Source organism: Govania unica, assembly GCF_027920805.1.
In the GTDB taxonomy this organism is placed as follows: Bacteria; Pseudomonadota; Alphaproteobacteria; order Sphingomonadales; family Govanellaceae; genus Govanella; species Govanella unica.
Window position 1 is genome coordinate 611,243 of sequence record NZ_JANWOI010000001.1, and the last position, 24,642, is coordinate 635,884.

Consider the following 24,642-nt stretch of genomic DNA (forward strand, 5'->3'; position numbering starts at 1 on the left):
GACGCCGTCATTGCGAGGAGGCGCAGCCGACGACGCAATCCAGACTGTGGCGCCTACACTCTCGCGGCGAGTTTAGATCGCTTCCCCAGCGGCGTAGCCTGATGACCAGGCCCATTGGAAATTATAACCGCCGAGCCAGCCGGTGACATCGACCGCCTCGCCGATGGCATAAAGCCCGGGGACGTCCCGTGCCGCCATGGTTTTGGAAGACAGCGCCGTCGTATCGATGCCGCCTATGGTGACCTCAGCCTTGGCGTAGCCTTCGGTACCCGCCGGCGTGATGGCCCAGCGTTTCAGGCGCTCGGCGATGACGCGGAGGGCTTTGTCCTGCATCTGACCGATAACGGCAGGTGCATTGGCAAAGCTTTGAGCAAAGCGCTGCGGCAGAACTTCCCCAAGCACGGTTTTAAGTTCGGCCTTGGCCCGCGTGTGCTTGCGGTCGAGGAGATAATCAGCGGCATCAAGGTCTGGCAGCAGGTCGAGATGAATGGTTTCGCCGGGCTGCCAATAGGACGATATCTGCAAGATCGCCGGGCCCGAAAGTCCACGATGGGTAAAAAGAATATTTTCCCGGAACATAGCGCCGTCCGCGCGGGCGATGCTGTCGATGGAGACGCCGCTCAGAGGTGTCATGAAGGCCAGATCCTCGGCCGCAAAAGTCAGCGGCACAAGCGCGGGCCGTGGCGCGATAACGGGCAAGCCGAATTGCCGCGCGATGTCATAGGCAAACCCACTCGCGCCCATTTTCGGAATGGAGGGCCCTCCGGTGGCGAGCACCAGAGAGGGCGCGCGGAATTTGCCATGGTTCGTATCGATATAAAATTGATCGGACTTGCTAACGCTGGTGATTTTATGCCCAAGCCTGAGATCCACATCGCCCGCCGCGCATTCCGCCAGCAGCATGGCGACAATGGCGCGGGCGGAACCGTCGCAGAACAATTGCCCAAGCTTTTTTTCGTGATACGCAATGCGATGCTTGTCCACGAGTGCGATGAAATCATGCTGGCTGTAGCGCTTGAGCGCCGATTTTGCGAAATGCGGATTGCCCGACAGAAACCGATCGGCGCGACTTTCAAGATTGGTGAAATTGCAGCGTCCGCCGCCGGAGATCAGAATTTTTTTTCCGGCTTCGGGCGCATGATCCAGCAGCAACACGCGGCGCCCGCGTGCGCCCGCAGTGAGCGCACACATCAGCCCGGCGGCTCCGGCTCCAAGGATGATGGCGTCATAGGCTTTAGGAGTATCTGTCATGGCGGCGCATCATAGCTTAAGGAAAAAAAACTGCATCCGTATTTCTGTTTACAGCAGCCGTCTTTGCGGCAACCCTATATCAGTACAAAAATGCAAGGAACAACGATGATGACGGAGACGACTGTTTTTCAAGCGGATGCCGACCCCGAGATGGCGAGGATCCTGTCGGCGATGGCCATTGCATCTTCGTCACGCCCGCATGCAAGCGAGCTTGCCCCGGAGGCACAACGCCGCCGTTTCACCGAAGATATGATGTTCTGGAACAAGGAAGGCCCTGATTTGCCGCGTGTGGAAAACGGGCTGTTGCAAGGGCCCGGCGGTGATCTTGCTTATCGTCTTTATGAGCCGCTCGGGGCGGTGGAGCTCAGGCCAGCCCTGGTGTATTTTCATGGCGGCGGCTGGACGGTTGGTGATCTTGATAGTGAAGATCGCCAATTGCGTGAACTGGCATTGGGGAGCGGCGTGACGATTGTTTCGGTCGCTTATCGATTGGCCCCTGAATATAAATTTCCGCATCCGCTTGAGGATTGCGTGGCGGCGATGAAATGGATCGCCGCGGAAGGCGCACAGCTTGGCATCGATCGCACGCGTCTGGCGGTGGGCGGACTTTCGGCGGGCGCCAATCTTGCCCTTGCGACGGCGTTATGTTTGCGCGATGAGGGATCGGACCTGGTGAAATTTCTCATGCTGTTTCAAGGTGGGTATGGTGCGCGCGACAGTGAAAGCTTTATGCTTTTTGGCGGGGGAGACTATGGTCTCGACCGGCGTGCCATAAGCAATTATTACGCGTGCTATCTCGATTCGCCGGACCAGCGAGATGGTCCCCTAGTGTCGCCACTTTTGGCCGATCTCAAGAACTTACCGCCTGTTTTCCTCAATGCAGCGGGCCTTGATCCCTTGCGGGATGACAGCATTGAACTGGCCTCGCGATTAGTGTCGGCAGCTGTTGCAGTGGATTTTCGTCTCTATCCGGGGGTAATTCACATCTTCACATTGATGTCGAGGCGTATATCTCTTGCCAGACAAGCGCTCAGGGATGCGGCGGAGGCCTTGCGGACCGCCTTGATCTGACAAGACTATTTTCTGAACTCATTTTCTATTCTTGCACAGAGGTGAAGCATTATTGAAAAATAGCAGGAAAATCTGTTTTTTCTCTTGCGACAAACTTGGATTGTGGTCATTCTGTGGCCGTCTAAAGATACTAAAGGAAAGGGTCCGGGGGGGCATTTCCGAAAATCTTTGAGGTTATGTGTCGAATAGATGCAATGCAAACGCTGGTGAAACTTGCGTCGCCAGTATTTTGCTTGTTTTACTTGCTGCGTATCTGCAAGCATTTGATGCTTAGTCGAAAGATACTGTTTAGATCGCTTACCCAGTTGCGTTGTTCGCGGATGTTCTTGCGAGGGTGGTAATGGATCGATTAGTAACTGTTGCGTATCAGAGTGGTTTATAACCCGATCGGTTGGGCCCCGGCAATGTTTCGCCGGGGCTTTTTTATTGGCAGATCGTTTCAGTCGTCTGCTGATCGTAATCGGTAAATCTTATTTGATGCATTTCAAATGCGTATTTAGACAATATATACAATTATGCGCAATCTTAAAGAGATATTTTTGGTTTTGTCGTTCACGGAAAATGCAGTCCGATTTTCCACAGGGGTTGCGTCTCGAATGATGGCCATGCGGAACGGCAGAGCTTAGCGAAAACGCGGTGGGCGCTTTTCCAGATTGGCTTGCACGGCTTCCAGCTGATTGGCGGAACCGATGAGAGCGCCTTGTTCCCGTGCCTCCCTAGGCAGTCGGGTTTCGAGATCAGGGAGTGCGCTGGACATAAGCCGTTTCGCCGCACGAATGGCGTCGGGATTGCGGCTTGAGATAAGTTGGGCTGTTTTATGGGCGGCGTCCCGGGGGTCGGCTGTGACGCGGGTGACAAATCCCATCTCTGCGGCTTCTGCGGCGTCGAATATGCGGCCGCTGTAGGTGAGCTCGCGTATGATATCAAGCCGGGCCAGTTCGCTCATCAAAGGCAGTCCGGCCATATCCGGCACGAGACCCCATTTGATTTCCATGACGCTGAATTTGGTCTCGGGCGCGGCATAGCGCAGATCTGCGCCAAGCATCAGCTGAAAACCGCCGCCATAGACTGCGCCATGGACGGCGGCAATGACCGGCACCGGCAGGTCGCGCCATGTGAGGACGGCTTGCTGCACACGGTTGGCGGCGCCACGATAGGGCGCGAGCAGGGCGGCCGCAACCTCTGTGCCATCATCTGGACTGAGCAGGGCGGAGATGACCTCCATATCAAGCCCGGCGCAAAATGCCCGGCCTTCGCCAAAGAGCACAACCGCGCGCAAGGACGTCTGCGCCGCAAGCTCATCGCCGGCCGCAATCAAGGCCTCGAACATGGCCATATCGATGGCGTTCAGTTTGTCAGCCCGGGTGAGCCGCACATCGGCCACATGGTCCGTGATGTCGATGGAAATCCGGTCGGATGTCATGTTGCGTCTCCGACGTGGTCCGGGCACGGGCCGAACATGCGCGTGGTCAGCCGAGATGCCGCCATTGCGGGCGTGCTGTGCTGTTGTCCCGTGACAGCAGCATATAATATTCATAGCGGTCGGGATTATACAGGCTTTGCTGATAGAGGATCGGCTTGCCATCATAATCGAAGACGGTGCGTCGGAGGCGGATCACCGGCGATCCGGTCGAAACGTCAAGCCGGGCGGCCACCTGTTCGTCGGCGGCGATAGCGCTGATGGTTTGTTCGGCGTTGGCGGCGATGATGCCGGCCAATTCCAGAATGCGCACGATCGGTCGATCATCCAGAGTTTTCTTGGTGATGATCTCGCCGAAAGATTCAGGCAGATAAACCGTGGTCAGTGACACTGGTTTGCCCTTATGACGGCGCAACCGCATCAGCGACAAACAGCGTCCGCTTTTGGGAATCTTCAAGGTGTTGGCCACAAGCGGCGGCACCGGGCTTTTAGGGTCGAAAGCCAGAACCTCCGCACTTGTTTCAATGCCAAGGGTGATTAGATTTTCAATCAGCCCCGACAACCGGTTTGAACTTGTGCTTTCATCCACGGGAACGGCGAAGGTGCCGATGCCCTGGCGGCGCATCACCATGCCTTCGCGTTCCAGCATGTCGAGCGCACGCCGCACCGTCACGCGCGACACATTGAAATTGCCCGACAAGGCCATTTCGGTGGGCAGCGGTACATCTTCAGCATAAGCGCCGTCGATGATCTGTTGGCGCAGGATGGTATAGAGCTGGTGATAGATCGGCAGACTGCTTCTGTCGCGCGCGGCCAGATCCCGTCGTCCGACGGCTTTGTCAGCCTGTATTTTGGCGGTGGGAGGGATCCCGCTGCCGGATGTTTTTTTAGAGACCATGGTGGTTATGTGCCCCCGAGTTAGCACGAGAAACCTGCTGCCGCAGAATTGGTCTTATCTTACGTACCACTTGCGGCAAAGTGCAATGTGCTTTTGACGGGGGTGAGAGAATGGGGGGATAATCCCCCCGCTCCCTTATCTCGGAAGACCGAGTTTGGTCAGCGTCAGGGGATGGCGGGCCATGGTCACGGTTTTCTGATGGGTGTAGAAGGCTTCGCAATCGCGGCCGCTTTGCGATCCAACGCCTGAATCCCGCCAGCCGCTGAACGGCGCACGCAATTCCCGCATCATCGGCGTATTGATCCAGACCACGCCCGAGGCAAGGTCTTCCTGTGCCTGAAGCGCCAGATTCAAATCCTCGGTCCAGACATAGCTCACAAGTCCGAAGTTTGTGTTGTTGGCGATGGCGAAGGCCTCTTCCGGGGTGTCAAAGGTCAGGATGGTGGCGAAGGGGCCAAAGATTTCTTCCTGACAGACCCGGGCATTGCTGTCGGCCGCAAGCACCACGGTCGGCTCGACGTAATAACCCTTGTCAAAGCCCGGGGCGCGCCGTCCGCCGGTCAACAGCTTGCCGCCGCCGCTCGTGGCGATATCGACATAGCTGAGCACGCGGTCGCGGTGGATGGCGGCGCTTACGGGACCAAGCTGGTTCGCCGGGTCAAGAGGGGAGCCGATGGTGATCGCCCGGGTGCGGGCAATAAAGGCTTCGATGAAGCGGTCGGCGATGGATTTCTGCACCAGAATGCGTGATCCGGCCAGGCATTGTTGACCGTTGTTGGTGAAGATTCCAAGGAGGGCGCCATCGAGGGCGCGTTCGAAATCGGCGCTGTCGAAAATGATATTGGCCGATTTGCCGCCGAGTTCGAGCGTCACCGGCTTCAAGGTGTCGCCCGCCGCCGACATGATCGCCCGGCCGGTGCCAGTGCCGCCGGTGAAGGACACCACATTGGTGCCTGGGTGACGGACCAGCGGATTGCCGGTATTGACGCCGCGCCCGTTGACCAGGTTGATGACCCCGTCCGGAATGCCGGAGGCGTTCACGATCTCGATCACGCGCTGCACCCCAAGCGGGGCCTGTTCCGACGGTTTGATCACGCAGCTGTTGCCGAACGCGATGGCCGCGGCAAGCTTCATGGAGCCAAGGGCGATGGGCGCGTTCCAGGGCGCGATGAGGGCGGCGACGCCGACCGGCTGGCGGCGCACGAAGGTCAGATGATCGGGGGCCTGATCATACAGCTCGCCGGAAGCCTGACCGATATAATCGGCAAAATAGCGGAAGTTATAGGCGGCGCGCCCGGCGTGACGGCCCCGGGTCTGCGTCAGCGGCAGGCCGGTGTTGGCGGTTTCGATGGCTGCAAGTTCGTCGGCGGCGGCATCGATCGCATCGGCGGCGCGACGCAGCGCCATCTGACGCTGCTCGACGGTTTGCTTGCGCCAGCGCCCGTCCTTGAAGGCATCTTGGGCAGCGACAACGGCGCGATCAACCAGCGCCGCATCGGCCTCGGCAAAGCTTGCTATGGTCTCTTCGGTGGCGGGGTTGATGATGGCGATCTGTTCGCCGCTGCCTTCAACCATTTTGCCGTTGATGATCGCGCTCGCTGCCTGGATCATGATGGAGACTCCTATTGGATTTGCGCAGCCTGGCGCAGGGCCGTGATAAGGGACGAACGCAAAAGATATTCCCGCGCCTGTGCTTTGTCATCGACGATGTCCTGAAGTCCTTTCAGGATCTCAAGCCGCTTGGCGGTATCGCGTTCCTGCATGCGGGAACGATTGCGGTCGGCCTGGGCCAGCACTTCTTCGGCCGCCACCGGGCGACGCTGGCGGGTATAGAGATCCAGCAGATCCAGCGAAGCGCCGTTCCAGATCTGGGTCAGCTTTTCGACCAGATTATAGGCGTCATGAATGCCGCCGTTCATGCCCATGCCGCCACTCGGGCTGTTGATATGGGCGCTGTCGCCGGCCAGAACCACGCGGCCTTTGCGGTAATCGCCAACAATACGGCGATGAATGTGATAGGCGCGGCATTCCAGGATTTCATAGGGCTCGGGACGGGCCACCACGTCCTGGATCGCGGCATTGATCTGTTCCGGCTGCATGGCCTCTTCGATGCTCATGCCGATGGGCGGATAGATGCTGACGCGCCAGCGGTCCTTGAGACGCAGCAGGCTGAAGGTGCCGTCTTTCTTCCACACATAATTGACGTTCGACAGATCAGGCAGATGCTCTTCGAACGGGAACTGGGTGGTGGCGAGAATCGTGGTCTCCGGATAGGTGACGCCTTCGAACGTGGCGCCGATCAGATTGCGGATACTGCTGCGTGCGCCGTCGGCCCCGATGAGAATGGAGCAATCCATGACTTCGGTGCCAGCTGCGGTCTCCACATCCACTTCGACAGTGTCGCCGATTTCGCGGTAAGCCGTAACCTTCGCGCCGAAGCGGACCTCGACATCACCTTTTTCCTGAATTTTTTCCAGGAGCATGGTGCAAAGCCGCGATTGCTCGCACTGCAGGCGATAGGGATGGTTGGTGTCATCTTTCAGCACCGACAGGTCGAACAGCACGCGTTCATTGGTTTCATGGACGCGAATCTGCCAGGTCGGGCAGATCAGCCCCATGTCGATCAGCGGCTGCGACAGACCATGAAGGTCCAGCATGTCAAGGGTCGAGGGATGGAAGGTCGAAGCCCTGAGGTCGGTCGAAATCGCCTCGCCCTGTTCAAGCACAAGGCAGGGGATTTTGTTGTGAGACAGCAGATAGGCAGCCATAAGGCCAACCGGACCGGCTCCAACGATGATAATGCGACGTTCAGAAGCTGACATATTTCCTCACCGAAATTTCTGCGATCAGACCAGTTATAGATATTGGTATTAGTGATAATACATCTTTTACATAATGCAATACGCGATCGCTATTGAAGTTGTATAGTATCAAAAAACGGCGGAAAACAGCGAAAAATTTATGATTTTTGGCTTCGGAAGTTCAGGCTTGACCATTTAGTTGTATACTTTACAATACAAATTAAACAGGAGTCACGGCATGATAGGACATCAGGGACTTGCATATGGTCGGCTCGGCGGGGTCGGCGTTCTGACGCCCTCGGGCAATCCCACGGTGGAGCCTGAACTGGCTCGTCTTCTTGGTGACGATGTCCTGATGCTGAGCGGGCGCATGTATGATGCGGCCCCTGATCTCCATGACCGGCTTTTGGCCTATGTGACTAATATTGATGCCACCCTCGCAACCTTCGGCGGAGTTCCGCTGTCGGTGTTTCTGTTTGCCTGCACCGGCAGCTGTTATCTGATCGGGCCTGAGGCCGAGACGGCGCTGGTCAATCGGTTGTCTGACAAAGGAATCAACTTCATCACGGCGTCCCATGCCATTCGCGCGGCGCTGCTCATGCAGGGGGCGACGCGGGCCGTGCTCGTCAATCCCTATCCGCAAAGCCTGCGGGCAGCGGCGCTTGATTATTGGCAGGCGGTCGGGCTTGAGGTGCTGGATGTGGTCGATGTTGAAAACGCGCGCCCCGGTTATCATGCGATTTATACCCTGACCGACGATCTTGTGGCGGCTGCGGTTACCCGGGCGCAGGACCGCGCCCTGGAACTTTCGGCCGATGTAGTGCTGTGCACGGGCACGGGTATGGCGACTCTCGCGGCGGCTCTGCCGGCAACGGGGGGGCGTGCGCCGGTGTTGTCTTCCAATATTTGTCTGGCCTGGGCCGGACGCATGGCACTTGGCGACAGTCAAACTTTGACGGACTGGATTGCGGCCTCGGCGCCCTGGCGGCGGCGGGTATAAGGCTTTCAGGTTAAGGGGTTAAGGAGTAATCGGCAGAGCTACGGCAAACGCCAAGGCGAACGCGGCGTTGGGAAAGGCTTGACAAAAGCGTCCACTGTCGTCAGGTTCGCCGATTATTTGTACCTAAAGAGATACAAATTATACTATCGAGGCGCCGGTTAACAGGTTGCCTCAGTGTTTGGCTCGGATTTGGCTAAGAAGTTTTAGGGAAGGACAGAGTTCGTGAAGAAATTTGGTTCATTGCTGCTGGCATCCACCTCCTTGATTGGAGTCTGGGGTGTGGCTGGCGTTGCCATGGCACAAGAGGCAGCAAATATGCTGGTTCTTGAAGAAATGGTCATTTCGGCCCGTAAGGTTGACGAGCGGCTGCAAGATGCTCCGATCACTGTGAACGCCATGAGCCGCGATGCTCTCGATCGTCAGGGCGTGCGCGATATCAGCCAGCTGAGCAACGTCATTCCCGGTCTGAGCTATGACCAGGACTTCGGCCGTCGTCTCGATCGTCCGGCCATCCGCGGTCAATCCTCAATTCTGGGTGCAGCGAACGCCGCTTCGTTCCTTGATGGCGTGTTCATCCCGGACACCCTGTTCGGCACCGAACTCGCTTTCGCAGAGCGCATCGAAGTGATCAAAGGCCCGCAGTCGGCGCTTTATGGTCGCCAGACGTTCTCGGGCGCGATCAGCTACGTATCGAAAAAGCCGAACATGGACGAGTTCGAGGGCCGCGTTAAGGGCACCCTCGCAACCGACGGCGAAGTCGATATCCTCGGCATGGTTAGCGGCCCGATCGTAAAAGACAAGCTCGCCTTCCAGATTGGTGCGAACTACTACAAGTTCGACGGTCAGTATCGCAACCAGAACAAAAACGATTCGACCTTCGGCCATAAGGTCGGCGACGAAGAGACCAAAGCCATCAGCGTTATTGCTCTGTTCACGCCGACGGACAACCTCGACGTCACGGTTCGCTATTCTTTTGGCAAGAACAATGACGGCCAGGAAGCAACTGCTCTGCAGCGCGCTTCGAACAACAACTGCTTCTGGAGCAACACGCTCAATCGCTATCAGTATTTCTGCGGCACGGTGAGCGGTTCGGAAAAAGACATCAACCTCAATCTTGATGCGGTCGGCGGTGGCCGTCTTCTTCGCGACACCCATCGCGTAGCTGGCATCATCAACTATACCGCTGGCGATTATACGATCACCTCGACGACCGGTTACACCAAATCGGACGAAGATCGTAACGCAGACATCGACTATCAGAATGGTGCACTCTCCAACGGCTCCCTGCATATCCGCGATGGCGCTTATGTGGAAAGCCTGTCGTCCGAACTTCGTGTGGTATCGCCGCGTGACCAGCGCTTCCGTTGGTTGGCCGGTGGTTACTACTATCATGAAGATCGCGACACCGAGCGTTACTTCTACCCGTCCGCGTTCCCGACCTACAATGATCGTGTCCAGAACAACGGCCGCAATACCATCCGCAACGTCGCCGGCTTTGCCATGGCACAGTACGACTTCACGGATAACCTGACGGCTGCTGCGGAAATTCGTTATGCGCAGGATAAGCTCGGTCTTGTTGGTGGTAACAACCACTATAACCTGTCGACCACTTACAAAAGCTGGACCCCGCGCTTCACGCTTGACTATAAAGTCAATTCGGACGTGATGGTTTATGGTGTTGTTGCCCGTGGCAATAAGCCAGGCGGATTCAACTCGGACGTACGTCTGATCGGTGATCAGGTTACTTACGAAGAAGAAACCGCATGGAACTATGAACTCGGTTTCAAGAGCGAATTCTTTGACCGCCGCGTGCGGTTGAACGTTGCCGCTTACTACATCGATTGGTCAGGTCAGCAGCTCACGCAAAATGCGATCTTCCAAAGCGGTCCGGGCACGACTACGTCGATTTCCTATATCGCCAACGTTGGTTCGCTGCATGTGAAGGGCATCGAAGCCGAAATGCAGGCAGCTGTCACCGATTGGTGGACGCTGCAGCTGAGCGGTTCGATCAACGAGTCGAAATACGCTAAAGGCTATGACTCTGAAGTGTTCAACCTTACGGGCAATGGTAACCTGAAAGGCAAATACGCTCCGAACACGCCGAAGTATCAGTATGCCATCGTCAACAACTTCCAGACGGATGTTGGCAACGGCTTCGACGGCTTCCTGAACCTGACCTACTCCTACCGTTCGGGCAAGTATGACCAAGTCGGCAACTTCGCATCGACCGGCGGACGTCACAATGTCGATGGTCGCATCGGGATTGAGAATGGCCAGTTCAGCACGGCACTGTTCGTTCGCAACCTGTTCAACAACCGCGATCCGCTTGGCGTGATCCGTTATGTTGACTTTGCAGCTGCGGGCGCCCGCGGTTATCTGGTTGGTCTGCCAAAGACCCGTCAGTTCGGCGTCACGGTTGACTACAAGTTCTAGTAGCCCGATCGCAGCCCGTCGCTGCGGTTGAGTAAAAAGGCGCGCATTCCAGTCGGGATGCGCGCCTTTCCTTTTGTCGGGATCGCAAGTCGTCTTGAAAAGAAAACTGCCCGCCCCGCTATAGGAGGCGAGCAGTCAAGTCGGGGACTGTTTAGAACTTGAAGCTCGACCGCAGACCGAAGGTGCGCGGATCGGGCAGGGTGGCAAGCACCGCGCTTGAGGAAGACGCAAGCCCGAGGATCTCACGATCTACATCGCCAGTTTTGACGTCGGCGGATTTGACCGTGCGATCGTCAAAGAGATTGTCCACATAAAGCGTCAGATCCCAGCGATCGGTGCTGATCCCGGTGCGGACATCGCCCATCCAATAGCTGCCAAGGGTGCGCAGGTTCGATTGATCGACAAAGCGCCTTGACTGATAGATGGCATTGGCTTCGACGAACCAGCTCGCGCCGGACATGAGCTTCTCGGCCGAGGCAGTGTAATTCGCGCCCAGCACCAGAGAATGTTTCGGCGTTTTTTCAAGCTTGTTGCCGCTCAGATCCAGTTCGCAAAGCTGTTTGCCGCCAAAGAACACCGGCTTACAGGCTGGTGCGGTCAGGACTGTCGATTTGCTGTCCGATCGCACGGTGAAGCTTGTGTATTTGGTATCGAGATAGGTATAGCCGACTGACAGGCGGAACTCCGGCGTGACCCGCCACATGCCTTCGAACTCCAGACCCTGAATGCGCGCGGCCCCGGCGTTTTCGATGATGGCGACTGGATAGCCCGACGGCGTGCTGGTGGTCGAGACCACCTGTTTGTTGCTGTAATCCTGATAGAACAGGGCAAAGTTCGTGAGCACCCGTCCGTCGGCCCAGGTGAACTTGCCACCCAGTTCATAGGACCACATGACTTCGGAATCGAAGGCGAGTTCATCGAAATCGCCATCAAGATCGGTGTCGAACCAGGCCCCGGCAGCAACGGTCGAGGTGCCGCCCGGCTTCACGCCCTTGGCGGCGGAAATATAGATCAGCTTATTGTCTTCGGGCTTCCATTCCAGAATGAAGCGCGGGGTGAAATAATTGTTCTTGGTGCTGATGGCGGTCGGGACACCATACATCGCCGCCACCGTCCGGCGATCGCCGAGTACGCTTGAGGGGCCATAGACCGGCGGTGTGAATGCGCTCGTGGCAAAGGGATCGCCGCAGATAACGCCGAACTTATTGACCGGCAGCCCGCAATTGGTGCCGACCACTACTTCCTTTTCATGGGAATAACGCCCCTCGGCGCTCAGTTTCCATTGATCGTTGATGGCCCAGGCCAGTGTCCCGTATGCGGACCAGTGATCGGTGTCACGGCTGTTGTTGTCCGGCGTATGGATCAGATTTGCATAAAGACCGGATGCTCCCTTGACGCAGGCCGGCACGTTTGTGGCGCAGGTGACAATCACCGTATGGGCTTCACGTTTGGCTTTCTCAGTCCAGAACAGACCGCCGACATTCATCTGCACGGGCGAATTCCATTCAGATGCATAGCGCAGTTCCTGGCTGAACTGCTTGGTGCTGTTCTCGGTGTCCTGCACGCTGGTGCGTTGGGCAATATCGATCTGCGATCCGATCGGGCCCGACAGAATGGCGTCCTGATCATAATCCTGACGGTTTCTGCTATGGGCAGTGGTGGCGCTGGTCCAGGAACTGATGGTGCCCGATCCTACGGTCCAGTTGGCGATCAAACTGCCACGGAGGACATCCCGATCAAAGCCGCGGAACAGCCCGCCGGTCAAAGGGTCGGGGCTATGCAGCGGACGACCGAGATCCCTGCCGTTTGGAACCATGCCGGTGAAAATGGCGAAAGGGGAGGCGCTGACCACGCGGCCTGCCACAGCCTGAGCGAAGGCTGGATTGTTCGCGGGCTGGATCAGACCGCTGTTGCTGCGCACCAGATATTGCGCCTCGGGTGAGGCTTTGTCCTCGAAATATTCAAGCCGGGCCTTGACGCTCAGGCTGTCGTTCGGGGTGAACAGCAATGTGCCGGAGGTGCCGAACCCTTCGCCTTTGCCGAGGCGGCTCAAGGTCGCCTGATCGCGGTAAAATCCGTTGCGGGTCCAGTAGGCGGCGCTGACGCGACCGCTTAGTTTGCCCTCGACGAGCGGGCCGCTTACGCCGCCGTTTACATCGTATCTGCCATGACTGCCGATCCCGAGATGGAGGTCGCCCGAAAGTTCGTCGCTCGGGTCTTTGGTCACATACTGGATCGCACCAGCAAAGGCGCTGCGTCCGTAATCGACGCTGTGCGGCCCGCGCACGATTTCGATGCGCTGAATATCAAGCAGTTTGGTCGACAGCAGAATACCGCCGCCCGGCGATGCGATGGCCTCGCTTGAGACATCGATGCCATCGACGAGAATGGCGGCGCTGGCGCGGCCACGGGTGGGTGCGAGACCACGAATGGTGATGTTGCCGCCATCCGGGGTGGAGGCCTTGTCGAAAATGATCGAGGGCGAGTATTTCGACACGTCGCCCACGTCTCGGATGGCCATGCGTTCGATCTGGGTTTCGCTGAACGCCTGGATGCTGACCGGGATATCCTGCAGCAGCTCGACTTTCTTGCGCGCGGTCACGATGACTTCATCGAAATTTTCGGACATGCCCTCATGGCTTTGGGCATAGGCGCCCGTGGCCATGAGCGCATAAAGCGAGACGGAAACGGCAAGTGTATGGCGGTTGGTTCTCATTATTTTACTCCCTGAGATGATTATTGTTACTGAGTGATGTCGCTGTCCGGCGTGGCTCGCGGAGGCTTGGACTGTTTGCGTTGCGGCAGGAATGCCGTCACGCCGATGAGGCCGAGGAAAATCAGGAACACGCCCCACATCTCGACCGAATATTCGAGCGGGCGAATCCACACATCCTGGTAAAAGCCGTATTTCGGCAGGAATTCGCCAAAGGGAATCCAGAAGATGGCCTTGGTCGGAATGGCATAGCGAATACCGGCCATGACGCGATTGAATTTGGCCAGACGCCACATGAGATAGAGCGACCAGACGGCGAAAAAGGCGACCAGCGCATAAGTGACCGGGTGATGAAAGCCAAGAAAACGGCCGTCGCCCATGAACAGTGACACCGAGTAACAGAACCAGGTGACAAACAGCGTTTCAAGAAAAGTGATGCGGCAGAAATTGCGGCCTTCACCGGAACTTGGCTTGCCGAGATTGAGGCGGAGCTTGCGCTGCAACCAGCGGAAGGCGTTGCATTTGGTGTCCTTGTTGAGCACGAAGAACAACAGCGCGGCCACGCAGATGCCGGTCGATCCCTGAATATATAAAAGACCGGCCGAGCGTTTCTGGCCTTCGACAATTTCGACCGGCGACATGCCGAGATCGAACTGGTTGTAAAAGAAACCGTATGACGCCCAGCCGAGCCAGATCAAAAGCCCGGCAGCAAAACCCGTGAGCGTGCCGCGCACTTCGTTGTCGTTGCGGGTGCCATAAATCAAAATGATCATGCCCAACAGGCCGATGGCGATATGGACATATCCGCTATAGCCGTGCGGCAACGATTCTTTGACCAGAATGCTGATGCTATGGGCAACCGGGTTGGCCAGAAGAACGGCGATAAAAGCAAAAAGCCCGATAAAAGGGGGGCGGTAGAGGCGTTGAAACGCTGACATGATGGACTCCCATTTGGGTTCACATGCGCCACAGCTCCCTGACGGCGACGCATGCCTGTTCGATTGCCGAACAGATCAGGACACGGGGCCTCGCGTGCGACAGGCCGGGTCCTGGGTGTGATCAGATAGACGATATGCGGCGAACAGGTATTGATCACACCAGATCGCTGATATCTCTATGGATTTTTGAAAGATGAAGGCCGCGCTCGGTTCCAAAAATCAGACATGCCGAATCCATCACCCGCAACGTGATCTCAATCGCGTGGGGGAACCGTGGATTCGTCAGTCTGTCTGGAAGCCTGAACCCAGGAGCGATGCGTTAGCATACCCCCGTCTACTCGCGGCGGAGTACAAGGTCGGGAAACCCACTCAGCATGACGTACTGACGATGGTACATCAGCATATTATAGTTGTCACGCCCCGCAACAGAAGAATATGCCGTAGCGGGGCGTGACAATAGATCCAGATGTTTAGGCCTGAGCCGTCCAAGCGGAGACGATCTCGCCGGCGGTGGCCGACCAGGTCGCAGGCTGGCTCGCAAGCCAACCAAGTGTTTCGTCCAGTGCGGCGATGCGATAGGGCAGGCCCATGATATAGGGCGTGAGGGTGATCGGCAGCACGCGACCGCCGAACCGCTCGGCTTCGCCCGCAAGGCAGCTGTGGGCGTCTTTCATCTGCTCGGCCCAGTCGCTTTCGCTGTTCTGGCAGACGGTGATGATCTGCCGGTCGGCCAGTTCATGATTGAGCGGCAGATTGATGATCTCACCCGCCTCGGTAGTCATGACATAAGGCAGATCGTCATTCGGCCAGTCGCACATGTAACGCACCCCGGCTTCGGTCAAAAGCCGCGGCGTGTTGAAGGACTGCGAGCGGGCGATGGAATGCCAGCCGGTCGGCCGGGTGCCCGTGGCCCGTTCCAGACGGTCGAGCGTGTCGCGGATCAGCGCCCGTTCCTCGGCCTCATCCTGACCGCCGAACTGGATGCCGTTCATGTCGGTCGAATGAGCAATGATCTCATGCCCCGCCGCCTGTACGTCGCGCACCAGTTCCGGATAACGTTCAGCAATGGCCGCGTTCATGGTGATCGAAGCTTTGAGCCCATGTTTGGCAAAGAGATCGAGAAAGCGGTAAAAGCCGACGCGGGTGCCATATTCGCGGCTCGAATAATGCCGCAAGTCAGGATAGGGCGTCTGCATATGCCCCGGGGCCTTGAACGGCTTGTCCTTGACCTCAAGCGGGAAATACTCAAGCGGCACCGACAGCAGCAGCGCGACCGATTTGCCCTCCGGCCAGAGCACCGGCTTGCGCTCCCGGATATTGGTCCAGGGGTAAAGGTCATGATCCATGCCATGACGGCGTTTCGGATATTCGAGATAAGACGCGTCAAGGCTCATGCTGCATCTCCCGCGCGGCGCGCCGTGTCGGCGGCCACGGCGTCGTAATGGTTCGCATAAAAATGGTCGGCGATGTCGCGGGCGGTGGTGATCCAGACGTCCGGCTGCTGCGCCACATAATCCAGGAACTCGGCAAACGGGCCGATGCGATGCGGCTGACCGATCAGATAGGCATGCAACGGCACGCACATGACGGTGCCGGATGTCTCACCCTCGGCCAGCAACTGGTCGAACTGGCGCTTCAGACAATCGGCATATTGGCGCGGCGACATATTATAGACGAAAAAGCCGTAGTGATCGTTCACTTCAAGGCTATAGGGCATGGAAATCAGGCGGCCCTTTTTCACATGCACCGGCTGCGGCTGATCGTCCTGAAACAGATCGCAGGTATAATCGATGCCATATTCCGCGAGCAGGTCCATGGTGCGTTCGGTATGGGTCAGCGCCGGAGCGAGCCAGCCGCGAATGGTCTGCCCGGTGGCGTCACGCACGGTTTTGATCGAGTCTTCGATGATGGCGCGTTCCTGCGCTTCATCCATGCCATAGCTGTAGCGGGTGTTATAGATCCCGTGGGAGAAAAACTCCCAGTCGCGGGCGTTGGCGGCTTCGATGATTTCCGGGTGATGCTGACACATGGCCACCGACAGCGACACCGATCCGCGCATGCCGTGCTTGTCCATGGCCTCCATCAGGCGCCAGTGCCCGACACGGTTGCCGTAATCGCGATGACCATAGCCCACCACATCCGGATGCGGCTTGGCCCAGGACTTGCGCATGGGATTGGCCGGGGGATCAAGTTCATAGAACTCGATATTCGGGGCAATCCAGAAGGCGAGCTTTTTGCCGCCGGGCCAGGTGATTTTCGGGCGGTCGCGATAGGGCCAGAAATCATACAGTTCAGGATCGGCTTTCATATCATTTCCCGCTGTTGGCTTTGAACCAGTCGATGACGGTCTGCACCGGCTCGACATCCGCGTATTTGAGCTGCAGATCGGTCAGATTGGCGAAATGATAGCTCTCATGCTTGTCGGCGACGCATTCGATCGGAACAATGGTGCGATAACCGCGCGACAGCGAATCCACCGCCGCAGCGCGAATGCAGCCCGAGGTGGAGCCGCCGGTCAGGATCACGGTGTCCACCTTATGCCAGACGAGATAGCTCTGAAGCGGGGTCTCGAAAAACGGGGAGGGCATGCGTTTGGTATAGACCGCATCGCGCACATGATCGATCTCGCAACGCTCGTCGAATTCATAACGGCGTGAGCCGATCTTGATGTTCTGCAGGCTGTCGGGTGTGTTGGTGCGGGTGCCCCAGATGCCAGCGTCCGAACCGTCTTCCATATACCCGACGCGGGTCCAGACCACCGGCATGCCAGCATCGCGGGCGAGGTTCGAGATGGTGTTCACATATTCGATCTGGCGCGGATCGGTTTCATAAGCCGTCTTGAATTCATCGAGACGCGTATAGGCGTTCTGGATGTCGATATTGACGACGGCGGCCTTGCTGCCGAAACCAAATTTATTACGGGCCGGGTTCGACATGACTTCTTCGAACAACTGGCGGGCGGTTTTGCCGTCGCTCAGCATGTAGGTGCCGATGATGGGGGTTTCGCTCATGATATTAAGTCCTCAGGTCAGTTTAGGCGCGACGGGTGGCGGGTTCGAACCCAAGCGGCAATCCGGCATCCGGCACAAATCCGTATAGCTGTTCGTTGGGAACAGCAGCAGCGACAATTTCGCGAACTTTCACCAGCTTGTCGAGATCAATGCCGGTCCGGAGCCCCATGGCTTCCAGCATGAAGACAAGATCTTCGGTGACGATATTGCCGCTCGCGCCCGGCGCAAAAGGACAACCGCCGAGACCGCCGAGCGAGCTATCAAGGGTATCAAGCCCTTCCTCAAGCGCGACCACGGCATTCGCAAGCCCAAGTCCGCGTGTATTGTGAAGATGAATGCCGGTCACCGCATGCTTGCCGACGACGCCGCGCACCAGACGGATGATATGGCGCACCTGCGCCGGGTTTGCATAACCCGTGGTATCCGAAAGCCCCACTTCATCGCAGCCCGCAGCCATCAGTTGCTCGGCCAGACGGGCGATCTGCGCGTCCGGGATCATGCCCTCAAGGGTGCAGCCGAACACGGTCGACAGGCTGCCTTCAAATTTCGGGCGGCTCGCTTCGGGTTGCGCGCGGATGAGTGCGGCGATTTGCTTCACGTCTTCCAGCACCTGCACATGGGTGCGGCGCAAATTCTTGAGACTGTGGGTTTCGCTGACCGACAGCGGCAGGGTGATCTTGTCGGCCCCGCTCAGGATCGCGGCTTCAGCGCCTCTGAGATTGGGCACGAGCACGGCGACCGTAAGGCCCGGAATGGTTTTCGCAAAAGCGACCACTTCGGCGGTATCCGCCAGTTGCGGCAGGATTTTCGCGGGCACGAAGGACCCGACTTCGATTTCACGCACGCCAGCGGCGGCTTCGGCAGCGATCCAGGCTTTTTTTGCTTCAAGCGGCATAATTGCGCTAATGCTCTGGAGGCCGTCGCGCGGTCCTACTTCGCTGACGAGAACATCGATACCATTCATGAACAAGCCTCCATTGATTCGAGATTTTTAGATGTTATATTTGTAATACGAATAAGCAAGGGCGGAGACTGAGATGTTTTCGTCGGAACCAAGGCGAAATCGGCCTCGCAGTACCTAGAATGAGGATATAATGCAGTCATCAGAAGCCCTGCCCTTAGCCGGCTTAAAGGTCATAGAATTCACCCATATGGTCATGGGTCCGTCAATCGGCGTGATACTGGCCGATCTCGGCGCCGAAGTCACCAAGGTCGAGCCCCTGGGCGGCGACGCCACCCGCCGCTTGCTGGGCGCGGGATCGGGATATTTCCCGACGTTCAACCGCAATAAGCGCAGCATTTGCCTGGATCTCAAGTCGGTTGACGGTCTCGGTGTTGCGAAAAAACTCTGTGCGGGCGCTGATATCGTTGTCGAAAACTTCCGTGCTGGCACCATGGACAAGCTTGGCCTTGGCTATGCCGCCCTGTCGGCTGAAAACGAGCGGCTGATCTATTGTTCCGCCAAGGGTTTCCTGCCCGGACCCTATGAAAACCGCACGGCGCTCGATGAAGTGGCGCAGATGATGGGCGGGCTTGCCTATATGACGGGACCTGTGGGCCGTCCGCTCCGCGCCGGGTCGTCGGTGATCGATATCACCGGCGGAATGTTCGGTGTCATCGGCGTGCTGGCGGCGCTGGAACAGCGTCATGGAACCGGCAAGGGCAAATATGTCACTTGTTCGCTTTATGAGACAACTGCGTTCCTGGTGTCGCAGCATATGGCGCAGCTCGCCGCCACCGGCAAACCGGCGCAGCCGATGCCGTCGCGCGTGTCGGCCTGGGCCATTTATGATCTTTTTGAAACCAGTGACGATGAGCGCGTGTTCGTCGGCGTGGTCAGCGATTCGCAGTGGGTGACCTTCTGCAAGGCCTTCGATCTCGGCGAGCTTGGCGACAATGCCGACTATAAAGCCAACAACGCCCGCGTGCTTGCCCGTGACGTGATCATCCCGCGCGTGCAGGCCATCTTCAAGGCTATGACCAAGGCCGAGCTTCTGGCCAAGATCGAAAGCATCGGGCTGCCCTTCGCGCCGGTGACCAAGCCGGAGGAGCTGTTCGAAGACAAACATCTGAACGAGTCGGGCGGCCTTGTGGATCTGACCATTCCGGGCGGTGCCAAAACCAAGCTTCCGGCGCTGCCGATCAGCATGGATGGCGCACGCTTCGGCAGCACGCTCGATGTGCCGCATATTGGTGAACATTCGCGCGAGATGCTGGTTGAACTCGGTCTCGATGAAGCCGAGATTGAGCGTTTGCTGGCCGCCGGCGCCGTCGGCTGACATGTAACCCGGATGCTTCAAGGGGCTGCGGCCTCCTGAAGCATCCGCCTGCGTGCCCGTTTCCGAGTTTGATGCCAAGGAAGATCCTGTGAGCGAGAATATTTTCGAAAAAATCTGGCGCAGCCATGTGGTTGCGGAGGTCGGCACTGACGCCACCCTGGTTCTGATCGACCGCGTGTTCCTGCATGAACGCACCGGCAGCGTGGCGCTTAAAAGCCTGAAGGAAGCCGGGCGCGCGATCATGGCCCCCGCCCACGTCTTCTGCACCATGGATCATATCGTCGATACCTTCCCGGGCCGCAGCGACAAAACCCTGATGCCGACCGGCACCGCCTTTATCACCGAAACCCGCGCCGCCGCCCATGAAGCCGGGATCACCCTGTTTGATCTGGATGACGAGCGTCAGGGCATCGTCCATGTGATCTCGCCAGAACAGGGCATCGTCCTGCCGGGTCTGACGCTGGTTTGCCCCGACAGCCACACCTGCACCCAAGGGGCCTTTGGTGCGCTTGCCTGGGGTATCGGCTCGACCGACGCGGAACATGCGCTCGCCACCTCGACCCTGCGCATCAAGAAACCGAAGACTATGCGCATCACGGTCACCGGTCAGCTTGGTGAGGGCGTCACCGCCAAGGATCTGGCGCTTTATCTGCTGGCTCGTTATTCGGCCGGTGGCGGCAAGGGCCATGTCATTGAATATGCGGGTCCAGCCATCGAAGCGCTTGAGATGGAAGCGCGCATGACACTCTGTAATATGGCGACCGAATTCGCCGCCTTTTCGGCCGTGATCGCGCCGGACGACAAGACCTTCGCTTATTTGAAGGGCCGCCCCTATGCGCCAAAGGGCGCGGACTGGGATTTGGCCGTGGAAAACTGGCGGGCGCTCCGTTCGGATACAGATGCAAGCTATGACAAAGACTATGTCGTTGATGCCGCAGATGTCGGCCCCATGATCACCTGGGGCACAAGCCCCCAGCATGCAACCACCATTGACGGCAAAGTCCCAAGTTTCGCAGAGGTCAGCGACCGCGACAGCCGCGAGGCCTATGACCGCGCCATGACCTATATGGATCTTGTGCCAGGCACGCCGCTGCAGGATCTCAAGATTGACAGCGCCTTCATCGGCTCCTGCACCAACAGCCGCATCAGCGATCTGCGCCGCGCCGCCGCCATCCTCAAGGGGCGCAAAGTGGCTGCGGGCGTCAAGGCCATCTGCGTTCCGGGCTCCATGGCCGTCAAACGCGCCGCCGAGGCCGAAGGACTTGACGTGATCTTCAAGGACGCCGGGTTCGAATGGCGCGAGGCCGGATGCTCCATGTGCTTTTTCGCGGGCGGTGAAAGCATGGCCCGCCGGGCGCGGGTGGTGACTTCGACCAACCGCAATTTTGAAAGCCGTCAGGGACCGGAAACCCGCTCGCATCTCGCATCGCCCGAGATGGTGGCAGCCTCGGCCATCGCCGGCCATCTCGCCGACCCGCGCAAATTGGAGCGTTGATATGCAGCCCTTTACCGTTCTCACCGCCATTGCCATGCCGCTTCTGCGCGCGAATGTCGACACCGACGCCATCATTCCGTCGCGGGAAATGAAGACCGTCTCGAAAAGCGGGCTGAGCAGCGGCCTGTTCGCGGGCTGGCGTTATCTCGAGATGGGCGGGCGCGTGCCGAACCCAGATTTCGTGATGAACGATCCCGTCTATGCGCGGTCGCAGATCATTCTTGGCGGCGTCAATTTCGGTTGCGGCTCCAGCCGGGAACATGCGGTCTGGGCTTTGGCCGAATATGGCTTCCGGGCCGTCATCGCGCCGTCCTTCGCGCCGATTTTTCAGACCAATTGCATCACCAACGGAATTCTACCGCTGGAGCTTGCGGCCGAGGATATCGCCCGCATCGCGTCGTCGGTCGAGACCGACCCCGAAGCGCAGACGCTGACTATTGATCTTCCGAAACAAATCGTGAGGACGGCCGACGGTGCGGAGTACAGTTTCACGATCGGGGCCGAAGCCAAGGAAATGCTGCTTGAAGGCCTTGATCCCATTGATCTCACCCTGAAGCTGCGGACCCAGATCGAGGCCATGCGCGCCAAGGGTCGGACCGAGCGTCCCTGGGCTTTTCTCTAGACGCCACCGCCAAATTGGCCTGCATAAAGCCGTTGTCTTTTAACAAAGACAACGGCTAACTTGTTTGTTTGTATGGTTTATTTAAAATATTGTGTCAAAAAAGCACCAGTTTGCCTGCACGATAGAGTGGGGCAAAAATAATGGCTAGTATATGTATTAATAATATGATGTTATACCCAAGTTACATTGGGCTTAGGTCCTTTGTGAGTGATTTGTATCAAATTAAAAAATATTGTTCTCCGGGGAGAATTCCATGCTCAAGCTCAAGGCAGCCCTGCTTTCAGGCGTTGCGACATCCGTCATTTCCATGTTTGCAATATCGGCTCCGTCCTTCGCTCAAGAAGCAGGCGTGTCGGGTTCTGCACTTGAAGAAATCTTTGTGACGGCCCGCAAGAAAGAAGAAAATATTCTTTCCGCGCCACTGTCCGTGACTGCCTTCACCAGCGAAGCCATGGTTGAACGGAATATCATCGACCAAACGACGCTGGCCAACCAGACGCCGGGTCTTGACTTCACGGCACCTGGCGGCTTGAGCACTGCCCGTCCGGTCATTCGCGGCATGTCGCAATCGAGCCGCGCCGGTGACGAAACCAACGTCGCCACCTTCATCGACGGTGTGTATATTGACGGGTTCAGCAGCTCCAACGTCAATATGGATGCGCTTGAGCGGGTCGAAGTCGTTCGTGGTGCGCAAAGCGCCCAGTATGGCCGCAACAGCTTCGCTGGCGCCATCAACTACATCACCAAAAAGCCGACCATGAAATTTGAAGCTGGCGGCACCGGCATCATCGGTGAAGACAGCCGCTATGGTGCAAGCGCCTATCTCAACAGCCCGGTGATCGCGGACAAACTGGCTGTGCGTCTCGACGCCTCTTATGATGACACCGGCGGCTATTATCGCGATTCCGTCAGCGGCGAACATCTCGGTGCGCGCGAAACCTATGCGGTGCGCGGCGGTATTCTTGCCAATGTTTCCGACGTGACCACGGCGATCCTGCGCGTTGATTATTCGCAGAGCCATGCCAACACCTTTGCTCGTAACGTCGTTGCGACCAATGACCCGAACCTCTGCTGCCGTTCGATCTCGGGCGGTGCGCCGGCTGGTTTTGGCACGCTGTACCGCGGCGAAATGAACAGCAATCCCCATGCGAATTTCGCCTATAATCCGCGCGCCTTCGCAGGTGACGATGAAGTGTTTCACACCAACCTGACCGTGACCTCGGATTGGGACAATGTGACCCTGACTTCGATCACCGGTTACGACAAGCGCACGTTCGACACGCTCGCTGACCAGGATCGCACGCCGAACGGAACCCTGTTCCGTATTGCCTCGCGTACGCCTGCAACCCAGTCGGCCCTGCTTGTCACCATGAAGACGCTGTCGGGCACGGAAGAAAAGCGTGAATCCTTCAGCGAGGAACTGCGTCTTGCCTCCAAGAACAACAGCTTCATCAACTGGGCTGTTGGCGGTTATTACAGCAAGCTGATCGGTCATTCGACCCGTCGTCAGGGCGGCGAGATCATCTCTTCCGTCAAGGAAAATCCGGCTCTTGCGACCGCAGCGGCCAACACCATTGCAGTCATCAAGGATGGTGTTATCCCGGTTGCTGAAATCACCGGCAACGATACGACCATGGCTTCGGCTTTCGGGTCGCTCGACGTGAACATCACGCCTGAACTGGTGCTGTCGGGTGAAGCCCGCTACACTTGGGAAGACAAGGGCGTCGATAACTCGTTCCTGAGCGCGGCCTTCAATGCGACAACAAATCCGCTGAGCCGTGGGTCGGGGCTTGAAGCTGCAAGCTTCAAATACTTCACGCCGCGCGTCATTCTGAACTACAGCGTGACCAACGACGTCAAGGTTTATGCTTCGGTCGCCAAGGGCGCCAAATCAGGCGGCATCAACGCTGGCATCAGCGCGGTGATCAGCCCGGCCAACCCGTCGGTTCTGCCGCAGTGGGCAACCTATCAGCCGGAAACCGCCTGGAACTATGAAATCGGCACCAAGTTCACCGCGTTTGACAAGCGTGTTCGCGGCGCATTGGCGGCTTATTATGTTGATTGGAAAAATCAGCAGGTTTCGAACACTGTCTTCGTAACGACGGTCAACCGCACCATGACTGCGATCGCGAACGCCGCGCATTCGACAGTCAAGGGTGTGGAATTCGAAGGTGCGGCACTCCTCACCGACGGCCTGGTTGCGAACTTCGCTTATGCCTATAACGATGCCAAATATAAGGACGCCATTTTCGCGGCTTATGCTGTGGAAAATGCGGCTCTCTATGGCTTCCCGGGTGGCGACGTCAGCGGCAATCGCATTCAGAACACATCGAAGCACAGCGTAAACTTCGGTCTCGAATATTCGATGCCGGTGGCTGACGGTTACAACTTGATCGGCCGTGCTGATTACATCTTCCGCAGCAAGCAGTTCGATACCCCGGTCAATCTGGCCTGGACCCCGAATTACAACGCGGTCAACCTCAACCTGACGGTTGAAAATGACACCACCCGCGTTGGCGCGTTCTGCTCCAACATTCTGAATGATCGTGATCCGAGCGTTGGTTACAACAGCCGTAACATCAACGGTGAAGTGGTCTATCAGATCCAGCCGCGTGAAGGTCGTCGTTGTGGCCTGCGTGTCAGCTACAAATTCAATTGATCGGGCTCTCTCTATTGCGTGACTGTTAAAAGAGGTTCTGATCCACTCTGC

Annotated in this window: 18 protein-coding genes; 7 read left to right on the forward strand and 11 right to left on the reverse strand. The window is 57.7% G+C overall.

From position 1 onward, the window contains the following. Positions 1–72 precede the first annotated feature (72 nt). The gene (locus NYP16_RS02745) at positions 73–1,251 is read right to left on the reverse strand and encodes a BaiN/RdsA family NAD(P)/FAD-dependent oxidoreductase (protein ID WP_274942580.1); all 1,179 of its coding nucleotides are present in this window, start codon (positions 1,249–1,251) and stop codon (positions 73–75) included. Between the two features lie 108 nt (positions 1,252–1,359). Here NYP16_RS02745 and NYP16_RS02750 point away from each other — a divergent pair, with 108 nt between their 5' ends. Continuing rightward, positions 1,360–2,322 carry an alpha/beta hydrolase fold domain-containing protein gene (locus NYP16_RS02750; RefSeq protein WP_274942581.1) on the forward strand — a complete coding sequence of 321 codons (963 nt, stop codon included), beginning with the start codon at positions 1,360–1,362 and terminating at the stop codon, positions 2,320–2,322. Between the two features lie 622 nt (positions 2,323–2,944). On the opposite strand, the gene NYP16_RS02755 is transcribed toward NYP16_RS02750, so the two are convergent. The 4 genes from NYP16_RS02755 to NYP16_RS02770 form a co-directional block, all read right to left on the reverse strand. After that, entirely contained in the window at positions 2,945–3,745 is an 801-nt protein-coding gene (locus NYP16_RS02755; protein WP_274942582.1) for a crotonase/enoyl-CoA hydratase family protein, read from the reverse strand. Positions 3,746–3,791: 46 nt separating this feature from the next. Further along, complete coding sequence (locus NYP16_RS02760) at positions 3,792–4,640, reverse strand: GntR family transcriptional regulator (RefSeq protein WP_274942583.1); 849 nt, start codon at positions 4,638–4,640, stop codon at positions 3,792–3,794. A 135-nt stretch (positions 4,641–4,775) separates the two neighbouring features. Next, positions 4,776–6,251, reverse strand: a complete 1,476-nt coding sequence (locus tag NYP16_RS02765) for an aldehyde dehydrogenase (RefSeq protein ID WP_274942584.1) — start codon at positions 6,249–6,251, stop codon at positions 4,776–4,778. Between the two features lie 11 nt (positions 6,252–6,262). Further along, complete coding sequence (locus tag NYP16_RS02770) at positions 6,263–7,462, reverse strand: FAD-dependent oxidoreductase (RefSeq protein WP_274942585.1); 1,200 nt, start codon at positions 7,460–7,462, stop codon at positions 6,263–6,265. 217 nt (positions 7,463–7,679) lie between these two features. Between NYP16_RS02770 and NYP16_RS02775 the strand changes: the two genes are divergently transcribed. Then, a complete protein-coding gene (locus tag NYP16_RS02775; protein WP_274942586.1) occupies positions 7,680–8,441 on the forward strand; it encodes an aspartate racemase/maleate isomerase family protein in 762 nt (253 codons plus the stop codon). Positions 8,442–8,663: 222 nt separating this feature from the next. After that, entirely contained in the window at positions 8,664–10,874 is a 2,211-nt protein-coding gene (locus NYP16_RS02780; RefSeq protein WP_274942587.1) for a TonB-dependent receptor, read from the forward strand. 151 nt (positions 10,875–11,025) lie between these two features. On the opposite strand, the gene NYP16_RS02785 is transcribed toward NYP16_RS02780, so the two are convergent. From NYP16_RS02785 to NYP16_RS02810, 6 genes are all read right to left on the reverse strand, one after another. Next, positions 11,026–13,590, reverse strand: coding sequence for a TonB-dependent receptor (locus NYP16_RS02785; RefSeq protein ID WP_274942588.1), 2,565 nt, complete (start codon positions 13,588–13,590; stop codon positions 11,026–11,028). Between the two features lie 26 nt (positions 13,591–13,616). Beyond that, positions 13,617–14,525 carry a hypothetical protein gene (locus NYP16_RS02790; RefSeq protein ID WP_274942589.1) on the reverse strand — a complete coding sequence of 303 codons (909 nt, stop codon included), beginning with the start codon at positions 14,523–14,525 and terminating at the stop codon, positions 13,617–13,619. A 470-nt stretch (positions 14,526–14,995) separates the two neighbouring features. Then, positions 14,996–15,919 carry a polysaccharide deacetylase family protein gene (locus tag NYP16_RS02795; RefSeq protein ID WP_274942590.1) on the reverse strand — a complete coding sequence of 308 codons (924 nt, stop codon included), beginning with the start codon at positions 15,917–15,919 and terminating at the stop codon, positions 14,996–14,998. After that, the gene (locus tag NYP16_RS02800) at positions 15,916–16,833 is read right to left on the reverse strand and encodes a polysaccharide deacetylase family protein (RefSeq protein WP_274942591.1); all 918 of its coding nucleotides are present in this window, start codon (positions 16,831–16,833) and stop codon (positions 15,916–15,918) included. Before NYP16_RS02800 ends, NYP16_RS02795 begins: the two co-directional genes overlap by 4 nt. 1 nt (position 16,834) lies before the next feature. Next, on the reverse strand, positions 16,835–17,536 hold the full coding sequence (locus NYP16_RS02805) for an isochorismatase family protein (protein WP_274942592.1): 702 nt from the start codon (positions 17,534–17,536) through the stop codon (positions 16,835–16,837). Positions 17,537–17,558: 22 nt separating this feature from the next. Further along, the gene (locus NYP16_RS02810; protein WP_274942593.1) at positions 17,559–18,500 is read right to left on the reverse strand and encodes a hydroxymethylglutaryl-CoA lyase; all 942 of its coding nucleotides are present in this window, start codon (positions 18,498–18,500) and stop codon (positions 17,559–17,561) included. Between the two features lie 127 nt (positions 18,501–18,627). Here NYP16_RS02810 and NYP16_RS02815 point away from each other — a divergent pair, with 127 nt between their 5' ends. From NYP16_RS02815 to NYP16_RS02830, 4 genes are all read left to right on the forward strand, one after another. Beyond that, a complete protein-coding gene (locus NYP16_RS02815; RefSeq protein ID WP_346742458.1) occupies positions 18,628–19,815 on the forward strand; it encodes a CaiB/BaiF CoA transferase family protein in 1,188 nt (395 codons plus the stop codon). An 88-nt stretch (positions 19,816–19,903) separates the two neighbouring features. Then, positions 19,904–21,310 carry a 3-isopropylmalate dehydratase large subunit gene (gene leuC / locus NYP16_RS02820; RefSeq protein ID WP_274942595.1) on the forward strand — a complete coding sequence of 469 codons (1,407 nt, stop codon included), beginning with the start codon at positions 19,904–19,906 and terminating at the stop codon, positions 21,308–21,310. Between the two features lies 1 nt (position 21,311). After that, positions 21,312–21,932 carry a 3-isopropylmalate dehydratase small subunit gene (gene leuD, locus NYP16_RS02825; RefSeq protein ID WP_274942596.1) on the forward strand — a complete coding sequence of 207 codons (621 nt, stop codon included), beginning with the start codon at positions 21,312–21,314 and terminating at the stop codon, positions 21,930–21,932. 253 nt (positions 21,933–22,185) lie between these two features. After that, positions 22,186–24,591, forward strand: coding sequence for a TonB-dependent receptor (locus NYP16_RS02830; protein WP_274942597.1), 2,406 nt, complete (start codon positions 22,186–22,188; stop codon positions 24,589–24,591). Positions 24,592–24,642 lie beyond the last annotated feature (51 nt).